This window comes from Algicella marina, assembly GCF_009931615.1.
GTDB classification, from domain to species: domain Bacteria; phylum Pseudomonadota; class Alphaproteobacteria; order Rhodobacterales; family Rhodobacteraceae; genus Algicella; species Algicella marina.
Window position 1 is genome coordinate 3,933,220 of sequence record NZ_CP046620.1, and the last position, 21,967, is coordinate 3,955,186.

The following is a 21,967-nucleotide window of genomic DNA, read 5'->3' on the forward strand; positions in this document are numbered from 1 at the left end:
TCTCCCGGCGTTGTGTTTCAGGCGAGAAAACCGGGCGAGATGGTCTTGGTTGCCGGTTCGCCGTGATCCTCGCCACCCCTGCCGTCGGCGTCAAGCCATTCGATCAGCCTGAAAAACTGGTTCTCGCCCCGGTCGGCGATCAGCTTGCGGGCCGAGGACAGGGCGGAACCGGCTGCTTCCGTATCACCTGCCCGATGCAGGGCCGCGACTTCCAGTGCGGCGAAAAGTGCCTCCCAGGACCGGAAGCCGGTGCGAGACCAACCTTCCCGGCCGGCGCGAATGCGGTTGAGACCGGCAGCCGGATCGTCAGATAGATCGGCCCAGCCGCTGCAGGCCTCGGCAAGGGCAATGAACTCGGGAAATGTGAACAGCGTGGAATGGGCGATACATTCTTCTGCGTTGGCGGCGGTGCGGGCTTTGTCGCCCGCGAACATTGCGGTGACGGCACGGGCGAGCATTGCGAAGCCGATGGGGTGCGGGCGCATCAGAGGCTTCGCTGCAGCCAGCGTTTCGTCTGTCAGACTCTTCGCCACGTCATGCTGGCCAAGGGCCGCGTGGCAGAGGGCAGAGTAAAAGCCGGAGAAAGTTTTGAAATCCATAAGGTATTCTGCATAGAGACCGTCGTCACGTTCGAGGTCGAAGGACTCGAGAACGGTCGTAAAGGCAGCAAGTGCGGTCTCGGTATTGCCCCGGTGCCAGTTGACGAGACCCAACAGAAGGCTGGCGGCGAAGCCCAGTCCCGGCTGCTCTGGCGTGGATGCGGACTGCAAACTGGCGATGATGGGGTCTGCCTGGTCGAATTCGGCGACGGCCCAGGAATGGAGACCTGCCGCGAACAAGACCTGCCCGGGCGCTTCGACGCCGGTTTCCTCGCAGAGTTGCAGGGCGCGTTTGGCCGAGGCCCCGAAATCCGGGCTTCCCGGTCCCTGCATGACCATGCGGGCCAGCCCTTCGAGCGCGCGGGCCTCGATCTCCAACGCCTTGGCATTGGCGGTGTCGCCGAGGCGGGCGATGCAGGCCAGTGCCCGTGTAGTCTGGGCGAGAGTCTGAACCGGATCGCCTAGATTGGACATTTCCGTCGCGGCGGCGAGGAAGACGCGGGCGGCCTCTTCCGGCTTTTCCGCTCTGTCGAGATGCGCGGCGATGACAGCCTTGCTGACGGCCTCCTCCGCCTCGGCGTAGCCTACGGCCACGGCATTGTGGATCAGAGCCCGACGTTTACGCGGAATGGAGGCGTAGATGGCGTCGGAGATCAGCGCGTGCTTGAAATCGACACTGCCACTGGCTGCATTGACGGCGCCACTGCGGATCAGGTCCAGTTCATGAAGATGGGCGAGGACGCCGGAGAGCTGGGTGATCGTCAACCCGGCGATGGCACCGGCGAGCGGCAGGGGAAAGCGCTGGCCTATCACTGCCCCGACCTCCACGAAACGCTGAGCCAGCACGCCTAGACGATCCAGCTTCGTCTGGACCAGCGCATTGACGGTGGCCGATACTTCCGTGCCCTGGGTAGGGCCGGGAGCCTCCGGGTCGACGGAGAATGCCTGAGCGTATTCTTCCAAAAGCAAGGGTAGGCCGCCGGCGCTGGCGCACGCACGGGCCAGTTGTTCCGGATCGAGCGCCGGATTGAGTGCGGCGATGATGTCGCGGCTCTCAACGTCGGTCAGCGGTGCAAGCGAAACGAGGTGGTCGCCACGAATGCCGTTGGCGACGAGGGGGCCTTCCGGTCGGGTGGTTGCCGCAAGCAAAACGGATTGAGAGTGTCGCTTTGCAAAGAGAATCTGCAGGAATTCGAGAGTGCCGCTGTCTGCCCAATGCAGGTCCTCCAGCAGCATGAGGCTGTGACACTCCTGCGCGACGAGCGTAAGCATCTGGTCTGCGAGGATATCGAGGGCGGCGGCGCGTGCGCCCGACATGTTAAGCCGGGCCCCGCCCTGCGCTGCCTCCAGCGCGCTGGGAAGAAGGCTCGCCAGCAAGGCTTCGTCGAGACCGGGTGGCATGGCGAAACGGTGCCGCAACAGGTATTCCAGCCGCGCGCGACGCGTCGGAAGATCCTTCGGCAGAAAGCGGATGGCAAGGGCGTTCAGGCAATCTGCCAGGGGCAGGAAGCTGGACCGTGCAGTGATGGGCGTGCAGTAGAGCAGCGCAGGTTCCTGCCCCGCCGGTAGCAGCCGGGCTGACAGGTTCTGGGAAAAATGGCTCTTGCCGATACCTGCCTCGCCGTGGATGACAATGAGTTTGCCTTCGCCTTCCCTCGCAGCGGCAAAGGCAGTCGCGACCTCCTCCAATTCCTGTCTGCGTCCCACGCTGAGGCGGGCGGTGGCCGGAGAACTTGCGCGGGTGTCGGCGCGGTGACCTGTAAGCCGGAAGAGATTTTCAGGTTGAGGAAAGCCCTTCAACTCATGCGCGCCGAGAGGCGAGAAGGTGAAGAGATCGCGCGTCAGAGTCGGAGTGGTTGCGCAGACAGCGATGCTGTCGATAGCCGCGATCGACTGAATGCGTGCGGCCTTTGTCAGACAGTCACCAACAGCGCGGCGGGCGCTGCCCGACGTTTCGCCACGGTCCAGGATGCTCTGGCCGGTCGCTATTCCGATGCGCAGGCCTTCGAAAGGCAGTTTTTCGGCCCGCGCGGCGGCCAGGATGGCCAATGCGCAGGAAAGGGCGTTGATCTGGTCTTCGTCCGACACCTTAGGATAGCCGAAGTAGAGGACGACGCCATCGCCGAGATACTCGGCCACATACCCGCTGTGGGAGACGGCTTCCCGTGCGACGAGACTTTGAAAATCACCGAGGAAGTCGGAGTAGTCGTCGAGGCCAAGGCTCTGCATCAGGCCGGAGCTGTCAGCAACATCCACGAAAACAGCAGTGATCTGGCGGAAGGCATTGTCCCTTCGCCAGATCTGATCCGCCACGCCATCACCTGAGGGAGTCATTGCCGCAGTGCTTGGGTTGTTAATGGACATCTATATGGCGTGTCACTTTTTCGGTCTGGCCGGTAGAGGCGTAGAATGTGTTGATCGCAAAGGTCAGGAGCATGTTGTAGTCGGTTCCGACGACGCCCTCAACCGACGAAAAAGGCAATGTTCCCTCGCGGTTACGATACCATTGCGCCCATTCCGGAGAGCCGGGTTTGTGCAGGAAAAAGGTCTGCCCGGCGGGCGGAAAACTCTTGTTCGGGCCAGGATAGAGATTGGCGATGAAGGGCGTCTGTCCGGTAGAGTGGCACGACAGACAGGCGGATACTTCCGTCATTGTTTCGGCCCGGGTGCCATCGGTGAAAAGGATGTTCTGACGCTCGGCCAGATCCATCGGGCCTGAGAGGCGCCCGCCCCAGCCCAGTGTTGCGGACGAATAGGCGGGTGCGTCGGGATTTACCCACGTCTCCATCAGTTTGCCGGTGCCGCCGTCTGCCTGCAGTGCCAGTTCCGGATCGTTGCCCCACATGGCGCCGAGCGGCACAAGCTTGTCCCATGTCGTCTCGCCGGCGGCGTCCTTGTCGTAAATGTAAGTGGAAAAGACCCAGCCGGTGCCGGGAGCGGCGATGCTGTCTTTCACGACGATGTCAAACTGGATGACGCGAGTGTCGACTACCTGCTCGGTGTTGGAGGAGCCGTCGAACGGTTTGGCAAAGACGTTCCAAATCTGGCTGCCTTCGACCGGCGGAAAATTCTCCGGTGTGACTTCGGCGCCTAGCGCCTTGATGACGATGGATCCTTCGGGAAAGTCGATGGCGCGGAAATCGGGCGAAAAGGGATTGGCCCAGATGCGGCCGAGCATGCCGGCGGCGACATCATTGTAATATATCACGGCGTGGTTGGTGAACGCGGCTTTCTGGCCGAATTCGGCGAAGGCATCAGCAAGAATCGTCTGGCCCGAGAAGGCGCCGAGCAACGGCTCCCTGTCTCCGGCTGTCCAGGGCATGTCGTACCAGCCTTCGGCGGCGTGATCCCATTCCAATGGCGCATCGATCATCGCCTTTACGGAAGGCTCCACGAATGTTCGCAGGGTTTCCATGTAGGCCTCGGCGTTGCCGGTGCTGATCTCACCCATGCCCTTGCCGTTAAGCCATCTGTCGTGCGGCTGATGCTTGGGGAAATCGAAATTGGCAATCCGGAACGGGCCTTGCCATTGCTCCGCAGTAGGGAAGGTGCCGTTATTGGAGCCATACGGATCGACGTCCGCGCCGACGGCTGCCAGGGGCAGCAGCCCTGTTGCCATCGCCAAGGCCAGTGTCTGCACAGAGCGCATTAGTGAATCCCCCATCTTCAAATTCTTTTGTGTGAGCGAGTATCCCCCGATCCAAGCTCAACTTTCAATTTAACAACAATTGCGCGAATAGTATGGCCGCGAAAATTGGAATACATAGAAATGCAACGGACCGCGCGTCGCCCGATATGTCGCCGGTTGCACACTGCGGCAAATACTTTCACGTCCGGCAGGTCCAAAAAGTTCCCGACGTAACAGTTTGCGCCAGCGATCGGATTAAGTTGGAAGGCTGTGTTCGGGAGTTGGCAATGGTGATTCATATGGAGTGTCGTTCGGGTCTTCGTGATGCGACGGCGATGTTCGTGGGGCAGGGAACGGTTGTCCTGGGCGAAAGCGGCCCGATGCCTATCTCCATGATGGGCCCGGGCGAAACCATCTTTGGTGCGCGCCGGGAGCGCCTTCATGCACTATGGGTAGAGCATGTGCGCTTTGACGAGACGGACCTGTGGCGAGAGCCTTTGCTGGCGCCACTGCGCATTTCTGCCGGTGCGCTGGGCCCCGGATTTCCGGACAACGATGTCGTGCTGGCGCTGGGCCAGTGGCTGCGTTTGCCGGGCAGTGAAAAAAGTGTTCCTGCGGAACATCTGGTGGGCCGGGAAGGCGTGGCGCTGGCGCGGGACATGGAGAACGTGGCCTACACGCGGGCAATCTTCACTCGCCCGGGTGCTTTCTGGGCCAACGGCTTGTATTGTGAAGGTTTTCGCCCGGATTCTGCGCGGCTGGCGGAAACGGAACCCAAGCTGTGGGCCGAACTTGTGCCGGTTCTCATGGAAATTGGCTGATGTCTCAGTCGGAACTTGTCTTCTCGTAGGCGCCGCCGTTTTCGGCTGACCATTCGAGCGGGGAGTTCAGGAACGCCTCTACCTGCGTCAGGGTGCGGGCGTCGAAATGTCCGCTTTCATGGGCCGCTTTGAGAACGTCCCACCAGGTGGCCAGATAGTGGAGCGAGAGCCCGCCTTTCCGAAGCTCCTCCAACCCTTCCTTGAAAATGTCGTAGTAGAACACGACGGATGTGTGATCGCAGGTTGCGCCGGCTTTTCGAATTGCCTCTGCAAACCGGATCTTTGAACCGCCATCGGTTGCAAGATCCTCTACCAGCAGCACCCTCTGGCCTTCGCGGATCTCGCCCTCGATCTGGGCGTCGCGCCCGTAACCCTTTGGCTTCTTGCGAACATACTGCATCGGCAGCCCCATCCGTTCGGCCATGAAGGCGGCGAAGGGGATGCCTGCCGTCTCTCCGCCCGCTACTGCATCGAAGGCTTCGAAACCGGCATTGCGAAAGACCTTGGCGACGGCGAAATCCATGAGGGCGGAACGGATGCGGGGATAGGAGATAAGCTTCCGGCAGTCGATGTAGACGGGACTGGCGAGGCCGGAGGCAAAAGTGAAAGGTTCGTCGGCGCGGAAGTGGACGGCCTTGATTTCCAGCAGCATGGCAGCGGTGAGGGCTGCCATCTCGGTGTCGGACGGATAGGTGTTGGAGAACATGTGCGCGGGCCTTTCGGTGAGTTGGGTTCCGTTTAGGCGAAATTCACGGGCCTGCCAAGGTGGCCGACCGAAGGCTCTGGAGCCAGCCCAAACCCTGCTCCACCGTGGTTTTCGGTCGGTATTCCGAACCGAAAAAACCTTCGTAACCAGCGGCTTGCAGGGCCGGTAACAGCCAGTGATAGTTTACTTCGCCTGTGCCGGGTTCGGTGCGGTCGGGGACGGAGGCGAATTGGATGTGGCCTATGCGTCCGGCATGGTTGCGGTAGCGGGTCAGGAGATCGCCGCCGGTGATCTGGAGATGGTAGCAATCGAACATCACTTTCAGGCCGGGATGATTGTCCAGCGTCTGGCAGATGCCGGCGGCGGCTTCCAGGCTGCGGAGGAGATAGCCGGGGGCGTCGCGGGGGTTCAGCGGCTCTATCAGGATATCGACGCCAGCGGCCCCGGCAAGGCGCAGCGCGTGGGCGAGGTTGTTGAGAAATGTGTCGGCCTCCGCGGGGTCGCCGGCGCTGCGACCGGCCATGACATGGACGGAGTTTGCGCCAATTGTTTCTGCGTATTCAATGGCTTCGGCGATAGCTTCCTGTGCTTCCGTTACGCGCGATGGTAAGGATGCGAGGCCGAAATCACCCGCGGCCATGTCGCCGGGGCGGGTATTGATAGACACCATCCGAAGGCCGGTTTCGGCCAGCGCGGCGCGGGTTTCGGCGGCAGGCGTATCATAGGGAAAGTGGTCCTCGACGGCATCGAAACCGGCGGCACCGGCGGCGTGAATCCGCTCCACCAACGGCAGATCGGACCAGAGGAAACCAAGATTGGCGGAGAATTTCAACATGATGACGCCCTGACTTGACCGGGGCATTCAAGGCCGACGGGACGGCGAATGTCCAGCCCTGGCGGAATATGGGTTTGGTATGGTTTTGGTATGGGTTCGGTATGGCAGTGTGCAGAGCCGGAAACCGATGTTTCGGGGGTGGCGTTCGGCGGAATTTGTGCCAGTTTGTGGCCGAAACGGAAATGGGAGGCGAACGATGTTTCGATGGGGTGTACTTTCGACGGCGAAGATCGGGCGGGAACATCTGATCCCCGCATTCGTGGATGCGGAAAACGGTGTGCTGAGCGCGATTGCCAGCCGAGATGAATCACGGGCGGCGAAATTGGCGGCCCGGTTTGGCGCACCGCATGTCTTCGGCTCCTACGAGGCGATGCTGGCATCGGACGTGATCGACGGCGTCTACATTCCACTGCCAACCTCGCAGCACGCGGAGTGGACGATCAAGGCGGCGGATGCGGGCAAGCATGTGCTTTGCGAAAAACCGATTGTCTTGAAGGCGAGCGAAATCGACGCGCTGATCGAGGCGCGGGACCGCAACGGCGTGACCGTGTCGGAAGCGTTCATGGTGACGTACCACCCGCAGTGGAAGAAGGTGAAACAACTGCTGCATGACGGCGCGATCGGGCGCCTGCGGCACGTGCAGGGTGCGTTCAGCTACTACAACGTCGACGAGACGAACATGCGCAATGTGCCCGAACTGGGCGGCGGTGCGCTGCCGGACATCGGCGTCTACCCGACAGTGACGACGCGTTTCGCCACCGGGCTGGAGCCGAAGCGGGTAAGCGCCGAAGTGGAGCGCGATCCGAAGTTCGGTACCGACATCTATGCCCGTGTTGCTGCCGATTTTGGCGAATTCCGGATGGATTTCTATGTGGCTACACAGATGGCGGCCCGCCAGGAGATGGTGTTCCACGGTGAGAAGGGCTGGATCCGTGTACGGACGCCTTTCAACGCCGGGCTTTACGGGGCGGATGTCGTCGAACTGCACGATCAAAATCGTGGCCATGACGAGGTGTTCCGGTTCACCGGCACGCGACAATACGTGCTGGAGGTGGAAGCCTTTGCGCGGGCTGTGGCTGGCGACGGTGAGGTATTCAGCCTCGAGGACAGCCGGCGGAACCAGAAGTTCATCGACGCTGTCTATGCGGCGGGCGAGGCGGGCGGCTGGGTGGACGTCTGAGACCTACCGGGAGAAGCAGGCCGGTACTGTCCGGCGCGTCGCGGTAACCGTTGCGCGTCAAGGGTGGCCCGGCCCGTGCTTAAGCGGACAGGGCCGGCATGGCTCGTTCAGCCGGAGAATAGCACTGGCAGCTTGGTGTTGCGGATCACCTCCCGTGTGGCGTCGGTAAAGAAAATGTCGTGCAGGCGGTTGTGGCCGAAAGCGCCCATGACGATGAGGTCTGTGCCGCTGATCCGGGCCTCTTTGAGGATCTGGGCGCCGATTGTCGGCTCTTGCCGGGTGATGTGGCGGATTTCCGTCTTGCAGTCATGCCGGGCGAGCATGTTGGCAAGGTCATGGCCCTCGGTTTCGGCTTCCATCGAGTAGCTGCTGCTGTCGGCGATCGTGAGAATGGTGGTGAGGTCGGCTGTCTTCAGCCACGGCAGGGCGTTGTGGGCAGCGGCGGAAGCTTCGCGCGTTGGTTGCCAGCAGAGCAGGATGTTGCGGCCTATGGCGGCCGGCTGTGCATCTTCGGGCAGCATCAGCACCGGCCGGCCGGTGCCGAGGATGACATCATGCAGGGTGGAGGTGCTGAGGTCGTCGCCTGACCAGCCGTCGCGGGCCGACATGACAATCAGGTCGGAGCGAAGGGCGGACTGGGTGAGCTTGCGCGGAATACCGGCGAGAAACGCCTTTTCCTCGCGCCACTCCAGCGTGGCGGCGGTTTTGGCAGAGGCTTCATCGAAGACAGCGCGCGTTTCCTCGGCAAGCCGTTTCGTATCCTGTGTCAGTTGATCGTAGACGCGGAGACTGATGGCGCCGTGGGCACCCGGATACATCTCGTAGAGCTGGCGGATGTGGATGGCGGTGAGGTGAGCGCCGAACTGCTCCGCCACGGCAATGGCGGCGGGGAGGAGGGTGCGGGCGGTTTCCGGGTTGGGCAGAACGGTGAGAATGGTCTTGTAGGACATGTTTCGCTCCTTTCGCGGTTAACAGGAGCGTGACGCAGGAATGGCTGGATTTCCCTGACTTCGATCAAGTTCCTGATGCTTTTCGGAGCGGTGCTCTAGAGCAAGTCACCCGGCGTTTCGCCGGCGAAGAAGGCGTCGAGGTTGTCGAGGGCGCGAAAACCCATCGCGTCGCGGGTGCGGACGGTGGCGCTGCCGATATGGGGCAGCATGAAGACGTTTTGGTAGGCGGCCAGCGCAGGGTTACCGCCTGGTTCGGTGACGAAACAATCGAGCCCGGCGCCGGCGAGGTGGCCGCTGTCGAGTGCTGCCATCAGCGCCGCCTCGTCGACCAGCGCGCCGCGGGCGGTGTTGACGAGGATGGCGCCCTTGGGGAGTTGCGCGAAGGTTTCGGCGTTCATGAGGCCAGTCGTCTGTGGTGTGGCGGGGCAGTGGAGCGACAGGAAGTCGGACACTGGCAGCAGGGTGTCGAGGCTTTCGTGGAAGGTAGCGCCGTGTTCGAGATCGGGGGCGAGGCGGGTGCGGTTGTGGTAGTGCACCTCCATGTCGAAGCCGCGGGCGCGGCGGGCCATGACCTGGCCGACGCGGCCCATGCCGACGATGCCGAGCCGCGCGCCGGTGACCTGCGTGCCGACCATGAAGGCGGGCGACCAGAAATCCCACGAACCGTCGCGCATCATCGTATCGCCCTCGACCGCGCGGCGGGCGGCGCCGAGCATGAGCAGGAAGGCGATTTCGGCGGTTGCGTCCGACAGCACATCGGGCGTGTTGGTGACGGCGATGCCGCGGGCCTTCAGCGCGGGCAGGTTGCAATGATCGACGCCGACGGAGTGGTTGGCGATGATCTTCAGGCGCGGATCGAGCCGGGCGGCTACTTCGGCCGTGAAATGCTCGGAATGGCAGGGGACGATGGCGTCGACCTCTGCGCTCATCGCGACGATCTGGTCGGCGGTGCTGGGCTGGTCGGCCTCGTTGACGATGGTGTCATAGTCGCGGGCGGCGCGGGCCAGCGTGGCGTCGGAGAGTTTGCGGGCGATCCAGACCTTCTTCTTCATTTTTTCTTCCGGATGCATTCGTCCCAGAAATCGTAGACCGCCATGCCCATGACGATGAGCGCGATGACGAGGAAGGGAAAGCCGCCCCAGAAGCCGGCGAAGCCGTTGGAGATGGAGCGGGAGAGGCCGAAGACGAAGGTCATCACGAGGGCGGTGCCAATGGCGCCGACGATAATTTTTGTGAGGTAGGACATGTATCAGGCCTCCGGTGAAGTGAGGGTTTTCAGGAGCCAGTTGGCGGTGCGGAGCAGGCGGTCATCGTGTTGCTGCCGTCCGATGAGCTGGACACCGATGGGCAGGCCGGCGTCGCCGGTGAGCAGTGGTAGGGACAGGCAGGGAAGGCCCATGACCGTCCAGTAGGTGCAGCAGATCGGATCGCCGGTGGCGGGGCCGAAGAGCGGGGCTTCGCCGAGGGCGGAGGGGGCGAGGATGGCGTCGAAATCCTTGAAGAAGGCTTCGGCCCATCTTTCGGCCTCGCCCATGCGTTCGAGCGCTTCGGCGTGCTGGTCGGCGGTGATCTTCCGCCCCGTTTCGACAAGTGGGCGGAGGCTGTCGCTGATGGCATCCCAGTTTTCGTCGAAGACGTCGGCGAGGTGATGGGTGATTTCATACAGGTGGATCGTCGACTGAACCTGCGGCAGGGAGGCGAAGGCAGGCGGGCTGGCGTGATGTTCGACACGGGCACCGAGTGCATCGGAGAGTTCGGCGAGGCCGTGGGTGGTGTCGGAGGCGAGCTGGCTGGAATAGGGCAGGTCGAACACCGCCAGGGCTGGTTCCACCGGTGGTTCCGCTGCCGCGCCGGCGGCGAGATGGGGCTTGTGGTGCGGCAGGCTCTTCGGGTCGGCAGGGTCGGCGCTCATCAGCGCCTCGGTGACGAGGGCGATGTCCTCTACGCTGCGGGCAAAGGTGCCGAGTTGATCGAGGCTGACGGAGGTTTGCAGGACGCCGGTGCGCGGAATGAGGCCGCGCGTGGGTTTGAAGCCGAAGGTGCCGCAGAAGCTGGCGGGGCGGATGACGGAGCCGTTGGTCTGGGTGCCGACGGCCAGCGGTACCTGAAAAGCTCCGACGGCGGCGGCGGAACCGGAGGAGGAACCGCCGGGCGTGTGCGCCGGATTATGGGGATTGCGGGTTTCGGCGGCGTGCACGAAGGCGAGTTCGGTGGTGACGGTCTTGCCGAGGATGATTGCCCCGGCCTCCCTCAAGGTGGTGACGATGCGGGCATCCGCAACCGGCTGGCGGCCGGCGAAGATCGGAGTGCCGCGGGTTGTTGGCTGGCCCGCGGTATCGATGATGTCCTTGAGACCGACCGGAACGCCATGAAGCGGGCCGAGAGGCAGGCCGTGCATCTTGCGGCTGTCCGCTTCCTCTGCCGCCGCCATCGCGCCTTCGGCATCGACATGCGCCCAGGCGTGAAGGGTGCCGTCCGTCTCCTCGATGCGGGCGAGGCAATCGGACACCAGCTTCGTGGCCGTGAGGCGACCGGAACGGATCGCCTCTGCCGCGTCGCTGGCCGTGAGGGCGTGGGGTCTGCTCATGGAACGTATTCACCGAACAGGTAATCAGGCAGCCACAGCGCTATGCCGGGGAACTGGTACATCAGCACCATCGACAGCAACACGATGCCGAGGTAGGGCATCAGGCCCTTGAAGATCTCGACCAGTTCGATCTGCTTCTTCAGCACACCCTTGAGGTAGTAGGCAGACATGGCCATCGGCGGCGTGAGGAACGAGGTCTGCAGGTTGAGTGCGACCAGCATGGCGAAGAAGTAGGGGTTCACGCCGAACGTATCGAGCATGGGCAGGAAGATCGGCACGAAGATGATCAGGATCTCGGACCATTCCAGCGGCCAGCCCAGCACGAAGATGATGAGCTGGGCCATGACGAGGAACTGCCACGGCTCGAGGTTCATCGACACCACCCAGTGCTCGATCACGTCATGCCCGCCGAGGTAGGAGAACACGGAGGCGAAGGTCCACGAGCCGACGAAGAGCCAGCAGACCATCGCCGTGGCCTTGGCGGTGAGAAAGACGCTTTCCTTGACCTTCTGCCATGTGAGCGAGCGGTAGAGCACCGCCAGCACGAGGCCGCCGAGCGCGCCCATCGCCGCCGCCTCTGCCGGGGTAGCGAGGCCGCCGAGGATGGAGCCGAGCACCAGCATGATGAGAACGGTGAGTGGTACGAAGGAGATCAGCAGTTCGAAGTAGATCTGGCGGACGGGGGGAATATCCTCCTGCCGCGGTTTGGGTGCGATGGACGGGTTCAGCATCACCCGGACCATCACGTAGACGATGTAGAGCCCGGCGAGCATGAGGCCGGGGAAGACGGCGGCCGCGTAGAGGCGCAGCGGCGACAATTCGGCGATGGCGGCGTAGACGATCAGCATGATCGACGGCGGGATCAGGATGCCGAGCGTGCCGCCGGCGCAGATGACACCGGCCGCGAAGCTCTTGTTGTAGTCGGCGCGCTGCATCGCGGGGAAGGCCAGGAGGCCCATCAGCGTGACCACGGCGCCGACGATGCCGGAGGCGGTGGAGAAGACCGCACAGGTGAGAAGCGCGGCGATGGCCAGAGAACCAGGCAGATTCCGCGCGGCCATGTAGAGTGAGTAGAACAGCTTGTCGATGATGTTCGCACGCTCGACCACGTAGCCCATGAACAGGAACAGCGGAATGGCGACAAGCGTGTCGTTTTCCATCACCGAATAGGTGTTCTGATTGAGCAGGTAGAAGATGTTGTTGTTGAACACATCGGCGACGCTGTCGACGCCGCTGTAATAGGCGTAGTAGCCGAAACCCACACCCATGGCGAGCAGGGTGAAGGCGATCGGGAAGCCGAGTAGCACGAGCCCGATGAACAGGCACAGCATCAGGATGGCGACTTGGGGGTCTGTCATTTTTGTTCTCTTTGTCCGGTGATGTGCTTACTTGTTGCGCAGGGCATCGGCGATCTCGCTGTCGACCAGCATGTCTTCGGTCTCGCGCACGTCGTCGATGCGTTCAGGCCAGACGCCGGTGCGCATCGCGATCCAGCAGCGCATGAGTTCGGCGACACCTTGTATCATCAGCAGAACGCCGGCGAGCGGGATCAACGTCTTGAAGAAATAGACCTGGATACGGGCGGGGGAGTTCCAGCTGACTTCCTTGTAGCGCCAGCTGTCCTGGGCAATTTCCCATCCAAACCAGAACAGGGCCATCATGCCGGGGAAGAAGAACAGCAGGTAGAGCAGGAAATCGAGCCGCGCCTGCCAGCGCACGGGAAACAGGCGATAGAGGACATCGCCGCGAACGTGGCTGTCCTGTGCCAGCGCGTAGGGGCCAGCCATGAGGAACAGGGCGCCGTACATCTGGACCATCATGTCAAAGGCCCAGACCGTCGGGGCGTTGAGGACGTAGCGCACGAAAACCTCGTAGGACACCGAGAAGGTGAGCACGAGAATGCACCAGCCAAAGGCGCGGCCAACCCATGTGCTGAGGCCTTCGATTGCGTGAATTGTATTGATCAAGGCTTGCACTCCACCCCTTGTCGCCGCGCACGGCGTTGTGCTGGGCGGGGTGCTGTTGCACCCCGCCCGGTTTCACGGGCCCGGCCGGACCTCAGGCGAAGTAGTGGTTGTATGCCAGCTTGTAATCGGGCTGGTTGAGGTTGAGATAACCCATGACTTCCTTGGCGTAGGCTTTCTGGCTCTCGATCACCTTGGCAAAGAATGGATCGCCTTCCGAAATGCGGTCTACCACGACGTCCCACGCGTCGAGCTGGGCGGCCATCACGTCGTCCGGTGTACGGAAGACACTTACGCCCTGCTCTTCCTGAAGCGTCGTGAGGTCTTCGGCATAGCGCTTGGTATTGTGCCAGTAGAAGTTGGAGTTTTCAGCCTCGGACGCATATCTCAGGATGGCCTTCTGCTCGTCGGCCAGACCTTCGAATGTGTCCTTGTTGAACGTTACCTCGAAGAATTCCTGGCTCTGGTGGAACGAAGCGAGGTGGTAGAACTTGGAGACATCCTGCATGCCGAAATCGCGGTCGGAGGTCGGGTTGTTGAATTCGGCCGCGTCAATCAGGCCCGATTTCATGGCGGGCTGGATCTCACCGCCCGGAAGCTGGACAACCGACATGCCCATTTCGAGCAGCACATCGGCAGCAAGGCCGACAGTACGATACTTCAGGCCATTGATCTGAGAGGCATCCTTCAGTTCTTCCTTGAACCAGCCGAGCGGCTGGGCGGGCATCGGCGAGTTGAAGAAGGACACGATGTTGAGGCCGAGCGAGGCCATCAGTTCATCGAAGAGTTCCTGGCCGCCGCCATAGTACACCCAGCCGAGGACTTCCTGGCTGGACCAGCCGTAGCAGGGGCCGGTGCCGAACAGCGACGCGGTGGGCGTCTTGGAATACCAGTAGGCTGGCACATAGTGGGCGGCATCGAGAACGCCACGGTGGACGGCATCCTGCATCTGGCTGGTCTTGACGACCGCGTCGACAGCAAGCAGTTCGATCTGCAGTTCCTTCGACAGCGCGTTCACGCGGTCGACGTAGGATTGCGCGTTCTCAAGGAAGATTCCGCCACCCCATGCGGCCTGCATCTTCAGCGTGGTGACATTGTTCTGGGCAATTGCGGGCGCGGCGAGGCCGCTGGCGGCGGCGGCCATGGCCGAGCCACGCAGGAATCGACGGCGATTCACGGTATCTGACATTTCTAACTCCCTACATCGCGGGCAGCAGCGCACCCGCGTTTTTTTGAATGCGCCGGATTTTTCCGGTCGCTTTTTGGTTGCCGTGGCTGGCAGGTCTCGGGCCCGCCGTCAGGCTTCGGCACATCGAGTATAAACGGGGATCGCTCGCGGCATAGTAATTTTTTTGTAGGAATGTCGGCAGTTGCGCCCCCGCCGACACAGCGGGGGACGGCGCATGCCTTCAGAATGCCTTGAAAGTCATAGTCGTGAGGCTGCGCTGGATGCCCTCTATCGTCAGCAGGTTGCCGTCGATGAACTTGCCGACGTCCTCACCCTCCGGGATGTAGAGTTTGAGCAGCAGATCGTAATTGCCGGACGTCGAATAGAGTTCGGAGTGGATCTCCCGGTCCATGATCGCATCTGCCACTTTGTAGGTTGTGCCGGGGGCGCACTGAAGCTGTACGAATACGCAGTTCATGGGGCTGGTCTCCTCCTTTGTCGTGGCGACTATGCAGGGAGGTGGCTGGGTGCGCCAGTCCTTTCGGGGAGGGCAGCGGCCGGGGCGTTTGGAGGCGTGCCGGTGCGCGGACTGCGGTGGCGGTTGCCGGGATACGGAGGTTTCGAGTTGAAGTTGTCTGGCAATTGATGCGTTTTTTCAGGCTGCTGCGGGCTTTCTTCGCGCATGGTTAAGGCCGTCGGAACCCCGGTTGTCTAGAAGGCGGTCCAGTTGACGGAAACTGGATCGGAGGCCGGGATGCGGGTGCTGGTTGTGATTGTTCTGGTGTTGCTGGCCGGGCCATCCTGGGCGAAGGACCGTGGCATTCTCGGTTGGGGCGCTATCCTGAACAACGACATCTTCGGCGATGGCGAGGACAGGTGGAGGACGGGCTCCTACACCTCATCCTATGTGCGCGGCGAACCCTGGACGGGGGCGCTGCCGGGGCGGGCGGGGGCTGTCATGGAGTATCGCTTTCATGGCGAATTGATTGCGCCGGAACGGATCTCCCGCGCGGAGGAGGGCGACAGGCCGCTGGTGGGCGTGCTGTCCTTCGGAGCGCATACGCATTTCCAGACCGGCGGGTTCGAGATCGATGCCGGCGCGGATATCGTTCTGACGGGGCCGCAAACGGGTATCGGCGACATCCAGCAGGGCCTGCACCGGGCGACAGGGGCGCCGCGCAACCGCATCCTCGGCACGCAACTGCCCAATCGTCTGCATCCGACCGCGAGTGTCGAAGTGGGGCGGAAGTTCCGCTTGGGCGATACGGGGACCTTCGTACGGCCTTTCGGGCAAATGCAGATGGGGGTTGAGACCTTCGCTCGGTTGGGTGCGGACATGGTGATCGGTCCGGCGTTGGATGAGGCGCTGCATGTTCGGGACGGCGTCAGCGGGCAGCACTATCCGGTGGTGGTGCCGCGCGACCGGACCGGTTTGTCGCTGATGCTGGGTGGCGATCTGGCCTATGTGCAGCAGTCGGCGTTTCTGCCTGAAGATCGCGGCTATCGGCCGGAGCGCGCGCGCAGCAGGGCGCGCGTGGGGGTGCTTTACGAGGCGGCGGGCACCGGGCCGGACGGCGTTTGGCTGTTTTACGGACTGACATATCTGGGGCCGGAATTTGAAGGGCAGTCCGAAGGGCAGACGGTGGCGTCGATTTCGCTCAACATGCGCTTCTGATGACTTCGAAGGCAATGCCGCAGGCGGCATATTATAACGCCGGATTTTTCGTGAATATGTTTGAATGATCGACGTTTTTGGCTTTTTAGGGTCTGGAGTTCGTTAAATTTGATTCACTTGCCTGGATATCTGCATGTGCCATTTTGCCCGCGCCGTTGCGTGCCTGTTTGTTCTCTTGTTTGTCGGCGCCGGTACTCCTCGCGCTCAAGGTCTGCCGGAGGGGAGCGATATCCTGAAGCCGTTCCTGCCGATCGGTATCGGGGCGCTGACGACAAACGACTGGGTTATCGACGGCTCGGATCGGTGGCGCACCGGCGGTCTCTCCGTTTCGACATTGTGGGGACCAGCCTGGACAGGCGAATTGCCGACGCGGCCCTTTGCATTGGCGGAATTCCGGCTGCGCGCTGATGCGATTTCGCCCGAGGAAGTGACGGCGCCAATGCCTGCCGGCACCACGGACAGACGCTATGCCGGTGTGCTGTCGGCGGGGGCGCACACGCATTTCCGGATGCAGGCCTGGGAGATCGCCGCCGGAGCCGACATGATCTGGACCGGACAACAGACGAATATCGGAGCCATTCATTCTTTCCTGCACGATACGTTCGGCGGAGCGGAACTGGTGACTCGAGCGTCCGAAATACCTGACGGGTTCCATCCGACAGCGGTGCTGGAGGTGGGGCGGACGCTGGCCTTCAGCGACCGGCGGGTGCGGCTGCGGCCGTTCGTCGAGGCACAGGCGGGGCTGGAAACCTTCACCCGACTGGGCGCGGACCTGACACTGGCGACGAAGGGCATGGAGCCGATGCTTGTGCGCGACAACGGCACGGGCCACCGTTATGCGGCGGTGCCGGGCGATCCGGGGGTTTCCCTGACGATGGGTTTTGACGTGGCAAAGGTGACGGAATCGGACCTGCTTCCTGCCAGCCTCGGATACACTTTGACGCCGCTCCGCTCTCGCGCGCGGGTGGGGCTGCTGTTTCAGGAAAACCTGCCGCTGATCCGCAACGGTTCTCTTTTTCTCGGGCTGACGTGGCATTCAAAGGAATTCGAAACACAGCGGGAAAGCCAGATGACCACGACGATGGCCTTCGGATACTCCTTCTAGTGACGACATTTTACCATCGACGCTTATGCGGAATGGTGGTTTGCAGCCAATTCACATGACTATGAGCGTTGAATGGTTTAAAAGGAGTGCCGGGACGCGCGGCGATCGACTGCGCCATGGGGGCTGCCGCCGGAGCGGGTGGCGATGAAAGACGTGGATTGTTGAAATGGAAGGTGCGGTAGATACCGGCGCGGCCGATTTTCAGGACGACATTGACGCCATAGGACGCAGCACTCAGGTTCCGACCCTGCTGGACACGGTGCTTCTGGCGACGGGTATGGGCTTTGCCGCCGTGGCGCGGGTAACCGAATCCCGCTGGATCACTTGCCGAACGGCCGATTACATTTCCTTCGGCCTGGAGCCGGGAAGCGAGTTGGACGTTGAAACGACGCTGTGTAACGAGGTTCGGGAATCCAGCCAAGAGATCGTCATCAACGACGTGATGAACGACGAGATATACTGCAATCATCACACGCCGGCGCAGTACGGATTTCGCAGTTACATTTCCGTACCGATCACGCTGGAGGATGGGCGTTTCTTCGGCACGTTGTGTGCCATCGACCCGGAGCCGCGGAACCTGAAGGACGAGCGGGTGCTTTCGATGTTCCGGCTGTTTGCCCGGTTGATCGGCGAGGGACTGGATGCGGACGTCAAGCTGCGAAAATCCGAACAGGCGGTGGCGCGCGAGCGACACCTTTCGGAGGTACAGGAACGGTTCATCGCCATCCTGGCGCATGATCTGCGCAGCCCGGTCAACGTCATATCGTCCGGTTTGCGGATGCTGGAGCGCTTTGGCGTGGACGGTCAGGCGAAACAGGTCGTGACGCTGCTGAAAGGCTCCGTCGGGCGGATGTCCAACCTGATCGAGGACCTGCTGACCCAGGCGCGGGAGCGGCAGGGTACGGCGATTATCGTGCGGCCGGAACTCAACGATGAGTTGCCGCCGATTTTGCACACGTTAGTCGAAGAGTTGAATGCCGTGCTTCCGGACCGGGAGATCGCGGCGGACATCAGCCTTCCGGAAATGATCCGCTGCGACAGTGCCCGGCTTGCGCAACTGGTATCGAACCTGCTGGCAAACGCTGTGACCCACGGCACGTCTGGCGATGCCATTGATTTCAAGGCGACGGTCGAGGATGGGACACTCGTCGTGGCGGTGGCGAATGGCGGCGATCCCATTCCGCCAGAGCAACAGGCCAACCTGTTTCTTCCGTTCGAGCAGGGCGGGGAACGGTCCAGCAAGGAAGGGCTGGGGCTGGGGCTGTACATTGCGGCGGAGATCGCGAAGGGTCATGGCGGCACACTGGAGGTGGGCCATGCGGACGGCAGGACGATCTTCACCTTCACGATGCCGGACGCTGTCTGACGGATTTTGCCGGCGGGACTTGACTCCGCGACCGTGCCGTTTAAAAAGCGGGCTTCGGTCGGGGCCAGCCCCGGCTGTTTTGGTGTTTGTGGCCCCCGCGAGGGGATGCCTGTCGGCCGGAACCAAGGGTGGTGACGGCAAAGGAAAGCACCTTTCATACATTGATGAAAGGATCCAGCCGTGACCAAACGCACGTCTGCCAAGTACAAACTCGATCGCCGCATGGGCGAAAACATCTGGGGCCGCCCCAAATCGCCCGTCAACCGCCGTGAGTATGGCCCGGGCCAGCACGGCCAGCGCCGCAAGGGCAAGCTCTCCGATTTCGGTCTGCAGCTTCGCGCAAAGCAGAAGCTGAAAGGCTACTACGGCGACCTGACCGAAAAGCAGTTCCGCCGCATCTATGCCGAAGCGACCCGTCTGAAGGGCGATACGGGTGAGAACCTCATCGGTCTGCTGGAGCGCCGCCTCGACGCCATCGTTTATCGCGCCAAGTTCGTGCCGACGATCTTTGCCGCACGGCAGTTCGTGAACCACGGCCATGTCACCGTGAACGGCCAGCGGGTAAACATCCCCTCCTACACCGTCAAGGAAGGCGATGTGATCGCTGTTCGTGACCGGTCCAAGCAGTTGGCAGTCGTGCTGGAAGCCGTACAGCTGGCAGAGCGTGATGTGCCGGATTACGTGGCGGCTGATCACTCCAAGATGACTGCGGAATTCGTGCGTACCCCGTCGCTCTCCGACGTGCCTTACGCGGCGATGATGGAACCGCATCTGGTGGTCGAATATTACGCCAAGAACTGATTTTTCCGACTTTCCGGAATTTGCGAGGCCGCCCCTTATCGGGCGGCCTTTCTCGTATCATGGGCGGTGGTTCAGGCCGTTGCATTCGTTTCCGTGCGCAGGCTGCGGATTTCATTGATGAAGGTCTCGTAGGCGGCGGGGCGGCCATAGAGGAAGCCCTGAGCCGCATCGACACCGATTTCGCCGAGAACGGCGAGTTGCCTGTCCGTCTCCACGCCTTCGGCGGTGACCTGCATGCCGAGCGCATGGCAAAGTTCGGTTATCGCCGTTGCGACGGCGCGGGTTTGGGCGGAACTGTCCACAGTGCGAATGAGCGACCGGTCGATCTTGACGCTGTCTACGGGCAGATCCTGCAAGAGTCCGAGCGGGGCGTGGCCCAAACCGAAATCATCCAGCGTCATCCGGATTCCGAGATTGCGAAGAGCGATCATGGTTTCGCGGCAGCGGTCATCACGGTTGAGGAATGCGGTTTCTGTGAATTCCAGTTCAAGCGCCGAAGCGGGGCATCGCGTCAGCATCAGAACATCCTGCACCGTCTCGACCAGTGGGCCGACGAGGAGGCTGGTCGATATGTTGACTGCGACACGGCCATGAAAACCGTGTTCCCGCCAGCCTGCCGCCGCGTTGCAGGCATGAGACAACATCTGGTGGGTGAGTTCGCGGATTTGCTGGGTGTCTTCGGCCACACGGATGAACTCCATCGGGCTGATCATGCCGTGATCCGGATCCGTCCAGCGGGCGAGGGCCTCGAAACCGATCAGCCTGTCACTGGCTATTGCGATCTGGCGATGGAAGGCCGGTTTGATGACGCGGTCCTTCAGTGCTGAGCGCAAAGCGCTCTCGATGCCGATCTTGCGGCGTCTGTCGTCTTCCAGTGCTGCGCGGAATTCGACGAAGCGACCGCGCCCATCGCGCTTGGCCTCGTAGAGAGCAAGGTCGGCCCTGCGGAGGGCATCGGCGAGGCTGAGGCGGCCGGGTTCGAGCACCGTGAGGCCGATGCTGGCACCCGTCTGGACCGTGTTCTCGCCGAAATCCACGGGCTCCGAGAGACGGGCAACGAGGTTTTCCGCCGTGCGGCGGGCAATGTCCGGGGCGTCCGATCCATGGAACAGCATCGCAAACTCGTCGCCACCGAGGCGGGCCGCGAAGCCACTGCCGGCTGCATGGGCCGAAAGTATCTCGCCAACATGCGTCAGCAGGGCGTCACCGACCGGATGGCCGAGGGTATCGTTGATCGTCTTGAACCGGTCGAGATCGATAAGAAGAAGAGCATGCGGCCTCGAGCTTGCCAGCGCGTCGGCGAGACGTTCTTCCAGCATCCGGCGATTTGCCAGCCCCGTGAGGCTGTCGTGATTGGCGACGTGGCGGATCCGGGCGGCCGCCCGCACCTGCACGGTGATGTCGGTGGCCAGAACGACAACACCGAGATACGTTCCTTCCGTATCGTAGATCGGGTTGATCCGAAGGCGGTAAGGGACACCGCGCGTGCGGGGGCTTTCTTCGGTGCCGTGTGCCGGAATGATTGCGATTTCGCACTCCAGGCCCTTGCGCTCCAGTATGGCGCTGGCAATGCGCTGCCTGTCCTGAGGGTCCTCGATCTGTGTCATGCCGTTGCTGCCAATGCTGAATATATCGGCCAGCACGCGGCGGGCCGGTTCATTCTGGAAAACGATCTGGCCGTTTTCACGGATGATGAGGGCCGCGTCCTGGGTGGATTCGAGCGCTGCGCGGATGCGGCGCCGTTCGTCCCTGGCGACCTTGTCGGTGTGACGTCGAATGTCTGCCATCTCGATGGCGTCGCGGCGGAACACCTCAATGGCGCGGGCGACATCTCCGATCTCGTCAGTTCGGTCCAGACCGGCAGGTGAGTGGCCGTAGTTTCCGGCCTGAATATGGCCGATGGCCACCCGAAGGTGGCTGAGCGGCCGGGAAATGCGCCGGGCGATGTAGAACAGAACCGCTGACGTCAGGGCGAGCATCAGCAGCGACCGGGCAAGGGCAAGCGACACCAGTGCCTGGTTCTCGGTTGCAATTAGTCTGGTCGAGAAGACCAGTTCCAACTCGCCAAGGGGCGTGTTGGGGGCGACACCGGCGAGGACGACCGGCACGACCCGGCTGATCATGCCGCCTGCGGGCGGGCCGGACGTGGCCGTCAGGCGCGCCCGAAGTTTGCCAGTGGTGTCCGTAAGTGTCGCCTCAACAAAATCGGGGTCAAGCCGGAGGGCGGCGAATGTCGCCTCCACCTGCGCCATGTCTGCCTTTGCCAGCGGGACGGATACCGAGCGGGCGGTGATCGTTGCCAGCAATGTGGCCTGTTCCTCCATCTCACGAAAATGGCTGCGTGTCTCATCGCGAATTGCCCAAGCGTCGCCGAGCAATTGAATGGCCACGACGGCAAAGACGACGAGCAGGAAACTGCGCCGTTCGAGTTTGGATACATGGCGGCGTATCATGACCTGATCCACCTGGTCAAAGAGTGTGCCAGACCTTTCTGCATCGCCGACTGACGGCTACACAAATATGCAAGCGCAAGACGTATCATGCCCCTTTTCTCCCCCTATGGCGCAAGCTTGAGGCGAGAA

At 62.1% G+C, this 21,967-nt stretch carries 19 protein-coding genes; 6 read left to right on the forward strand and 13 right to left on the reverse strand.

Features of this window, described 5'->3' with window-relative positions:
• Nucleotides 1-17: 17 nt before the first annotated feature.
• Both GO499_RS19320 and GO499_RS19325 read right to left on the reverse strand, forming a co-directional pair.
• The gene (locus GO499_RS19320) at nucleotides 18-2,933 is read right to left on the reverse strand and encodes an AAA family ATPase (RefSeq protein ID WP_161863723.1); all 2,916 of its coding nucleotides are present in this window, start codon (nucleotides 2,931-2,933) and stop codon (nucleotides 18-20) included.
• 19 nt (nucleotides 2,934-2,952) lie between these two features.
• On the reverse strand, nucleotides 2,953-4,248 hold the full coding sequence (locus GO499_RS19325) for a hypothetical protein (protein ID WP_161863724.1): 1,296 nt from the start codon (nucleotides 4,246-4,248) through the stop codon (nucleotides 2,953-2,955).
• A 266-nt stretch (nucleotides 4,249-4,514) separates the two neighbouring features.
• Between GO499_RS19325 and GO499_RS19330 the strand changes: the two genes are divergently transcribed.
• Nucleotides 4,515-5,048, forward strand: coding sequence for a Hint domain-containing protein (locus GO499_RS19330; protein WP_161863725.1), 534 nt, complete (start codon nucleotides 4,515-4,517; stop codon nucleotides 5,046-5,048).
• 4 nt (nucleotides 5,049-5,052) lie between these two features.
• On the opposite strand, the gene GO499_RS19335 is transcribed toward GO499_RS19330, so the two are convergent.
• On the reverse strand, nucleotides 5,053-5,754 hold the full coding sequence (locus GO499_RS19335) for an orotate phosphoribosyltransferase (protein WP_161863726.1): 702 nt from the start codon (nucleotides 5,752-5,754) through the stop codon (nucleotides 5,053-5,055).
• 43 nt (nucleotides 5,755-5,797) lie between these two features.
• Entirely contained in the window at nucleotides 5,798-6,589 is a 792-nt protein-coding gene (locus GO499_RS19340) for a hydroxypyruvate isomerase family protein (RefSeq protein ID WP_161863727.1), read from the reverse strand.
• Between the two features lie 196 nt (nucleotides 6,590-6,785).
• On the opposite strand from GO499_RS19340, the gene GO499_RS19345 reads away from it, so the two are divergent.
• The gene (locus GO499_RS19345; protein WP_161863728.1) at nucleotides 6,786-7,769 is read left to right on the forward strand and encodes a Gfo/Idh/MocA family protein; all 984 of its coding nucleotides are present in this window, start codon (nucleotides 6,786-6,788) and stop codon (nucleotides 7,767-7,769) included.
• A gap of 107 nt (nucleotides 7,770-7,876) precedes the next feature.
• Here the strand turns inward: GO499_RS19345 and GO499_RS19350 are convergent, their stop codons facing one another.
• The 8 genes from GO499_RS19350 to GO499_RS19385 all read right to left on the reverse strand — a co-directional run bounded on the left by GO499_RS19350 (nucleotide 7,877) and on the right by GO499_RS19385 (nucleotide 14,916).
• Entirely contained in the window at nucleotides 7,877-8,719 is an 843-nt protein-coding gene (locus tag GO499_RS19350; protein WP_161863729.1) for a universal stress protein, read from the reverse strand.
• A gap of 95 nt (nucleotides 8,720-8,814) precedes the next feature.
• Nucleotides 8,815-9,771 (reverse strand): 2-hydroxyacid dehydrogenase, encoded by a 957-nt coding sequence (locus GO499_RS19355; RefSeq protein WP_161863730.1) that lies wholly within the window; start codon nucleotides 9,769-9,771, stop codon nucleotides 8,815-8,817.
• Complete coding sequence (locus GO499_RS19360; RefSeq protein WP_161863731.1) at nucleotides 9,768-9,965, reverse strand: hypothetical protein; 198 nt, start codon at nucleotides 9,963-9,965, stop codon at nucleotides 9,768-9,770. The genes GO499_RS19355 and GO499_RS19360 overlap by 4 nt, the downstream gene beginning before the upstream one ends.
• A 3-nt stretch (nucleotides 9,966-9,968) precedes the next feature.
• Nucleotides 9,969-11,306 carry an amidase gene (locus GO499_RS19365; RefSeq protein ID WP_161863732.1) on the reverse strand — a complete coding sequence of 446 codons (1,338 nt, stop codon included), beginning with the start codon at nucleotides 11,304-11,306 and terminating at the stop codon, nucleotides 9,969-9,971.
• Nucleotides 11,303-12,664, reverse strand: coding sequence for a TRAP transporter large permease (locus GO499_RS19370; RefSeq protein WP_161863733.1), 1,362 nt, complete (start codon nucleotides 12,662-12,664; stop codon nucleotides 11,303-11,305). Before GO499_RS19370 ends, GO499_RS19365 begins: the two co-directional genes overlap by 4 nt.
• A gap of 27 nt (nucleotides 12,665-12,691) precedes the next feature.
• Nucleotides 12,692-13,273, reverse strand: a complete 582-nt coding sequence (locus GO499_RS19375; protein ID WP_161863734.1) for a TRAP transporter small permease subunit — start codon at nucleotides 13,271-13,273, stop codon at nucleotides 12,692-12,694.
• Nucleotides 13,274-13,364: 91 nt separating this feature from the next.
• Nucleotides 13,365-14,459: a TRAP transporter substrate-binding protein gene (locus GO499_RS19380; protein ID WP_161863735.1), complete on the reverse strand. Its 1,095-nt coding sequence runs from the start codon at nucleotides 14,457-14,459 to the stop codon at nucleotides 13,365-13,367.
• 220 nt (nucleotides 14,460-14,679) lie between these two features.
• A complete protein-coding gene (locus GO499_RS19385) occupies nucleotides 14,680-14,916 on the reverse strand; it encodes an Lrp/AsnC ligand binding domain-containing protein (RefSeq protein WP_161863736.1) in 237 nt (78 codons plus the stop codon).
• A gap of 249 nt (nucleotides 14,917-15,165) precedes the next feature.
• Between GO499_RS19385 and GO499_RS19390 the strand changes: the two genes are divergently transcribed.
• From GO499_RS19390 to rpsD, 4 genes are all read left to right on the forward strand, one after another.
• Nucleotides 15,166-16,113, forward strand: a complete 948-nt coding sequence (locus tag GO499_RS19390; protein WP_161863737.1) for a lipid A-modifier LpxR family protein — start codon at nucleotides 15,166-15,168, stop codon at nucleotides 16,111-16,113.
• 133 nt (nucleotides 16,114-16,246) lie between these two features.
• Nucleotides 16,247-17,218: a lipid A-modifier LpxR family protein gene (locus tag GO499_RS19395; RefSeq protein WP_161863738.1), complete on the forward strand. Its 972-nt coding sequence runs from the start codon at nucleotides 16,247-16,249 to the stop codon at nucleotides 17,216-17,218.
• Between the two features lie 166 nt (nucleotides 17,219-17,384).
• A complete protein-coding gene (locus tag GO499_RS19400) occupies nucleotides 17,385-18,584 on the forward strand; it encodes a GAF domain-containing sensor histidine kinase (protein ID WP_161863739.1) in 1,200 nt (399 codons plus the stop codon).
• A 180-nt stretch (nucleotides 18,585-18,764) separates the two neighbouring features.
• A complete protein-coding gene (gene rpsD, locus GO499_RS19405) occupies nucleotides 18,765-19,385 on the forward strand; it encodes a 30S ribosomal protein S4 (RefSeq protein WP_161863740.1) in 621 nt (206 codons plus the stop codon).
• A 71-nt stretch (nucleotides 19,386-19,456) separates the two neighbouring features.
• Here rpsD and GO499_RS19410 read toward each other — a convergent pair whose 3' ends face one another.
• Nucleotides 19,457-21,838 carry an EAL domain-containing protein gene (locus GO499_RS19410; protein ID WP_161863741.1) on the reverse strand — a complete coding sequence of 794 codons (2,382 nt, stop codon included), beginning with the start codon at nucleotides 21,836-21,838 and terminating at the stop codon, nucleotides 19,457-19,459.
• Nucleotides 21,839-21,967: the final 129 nt, after the last annotated feature.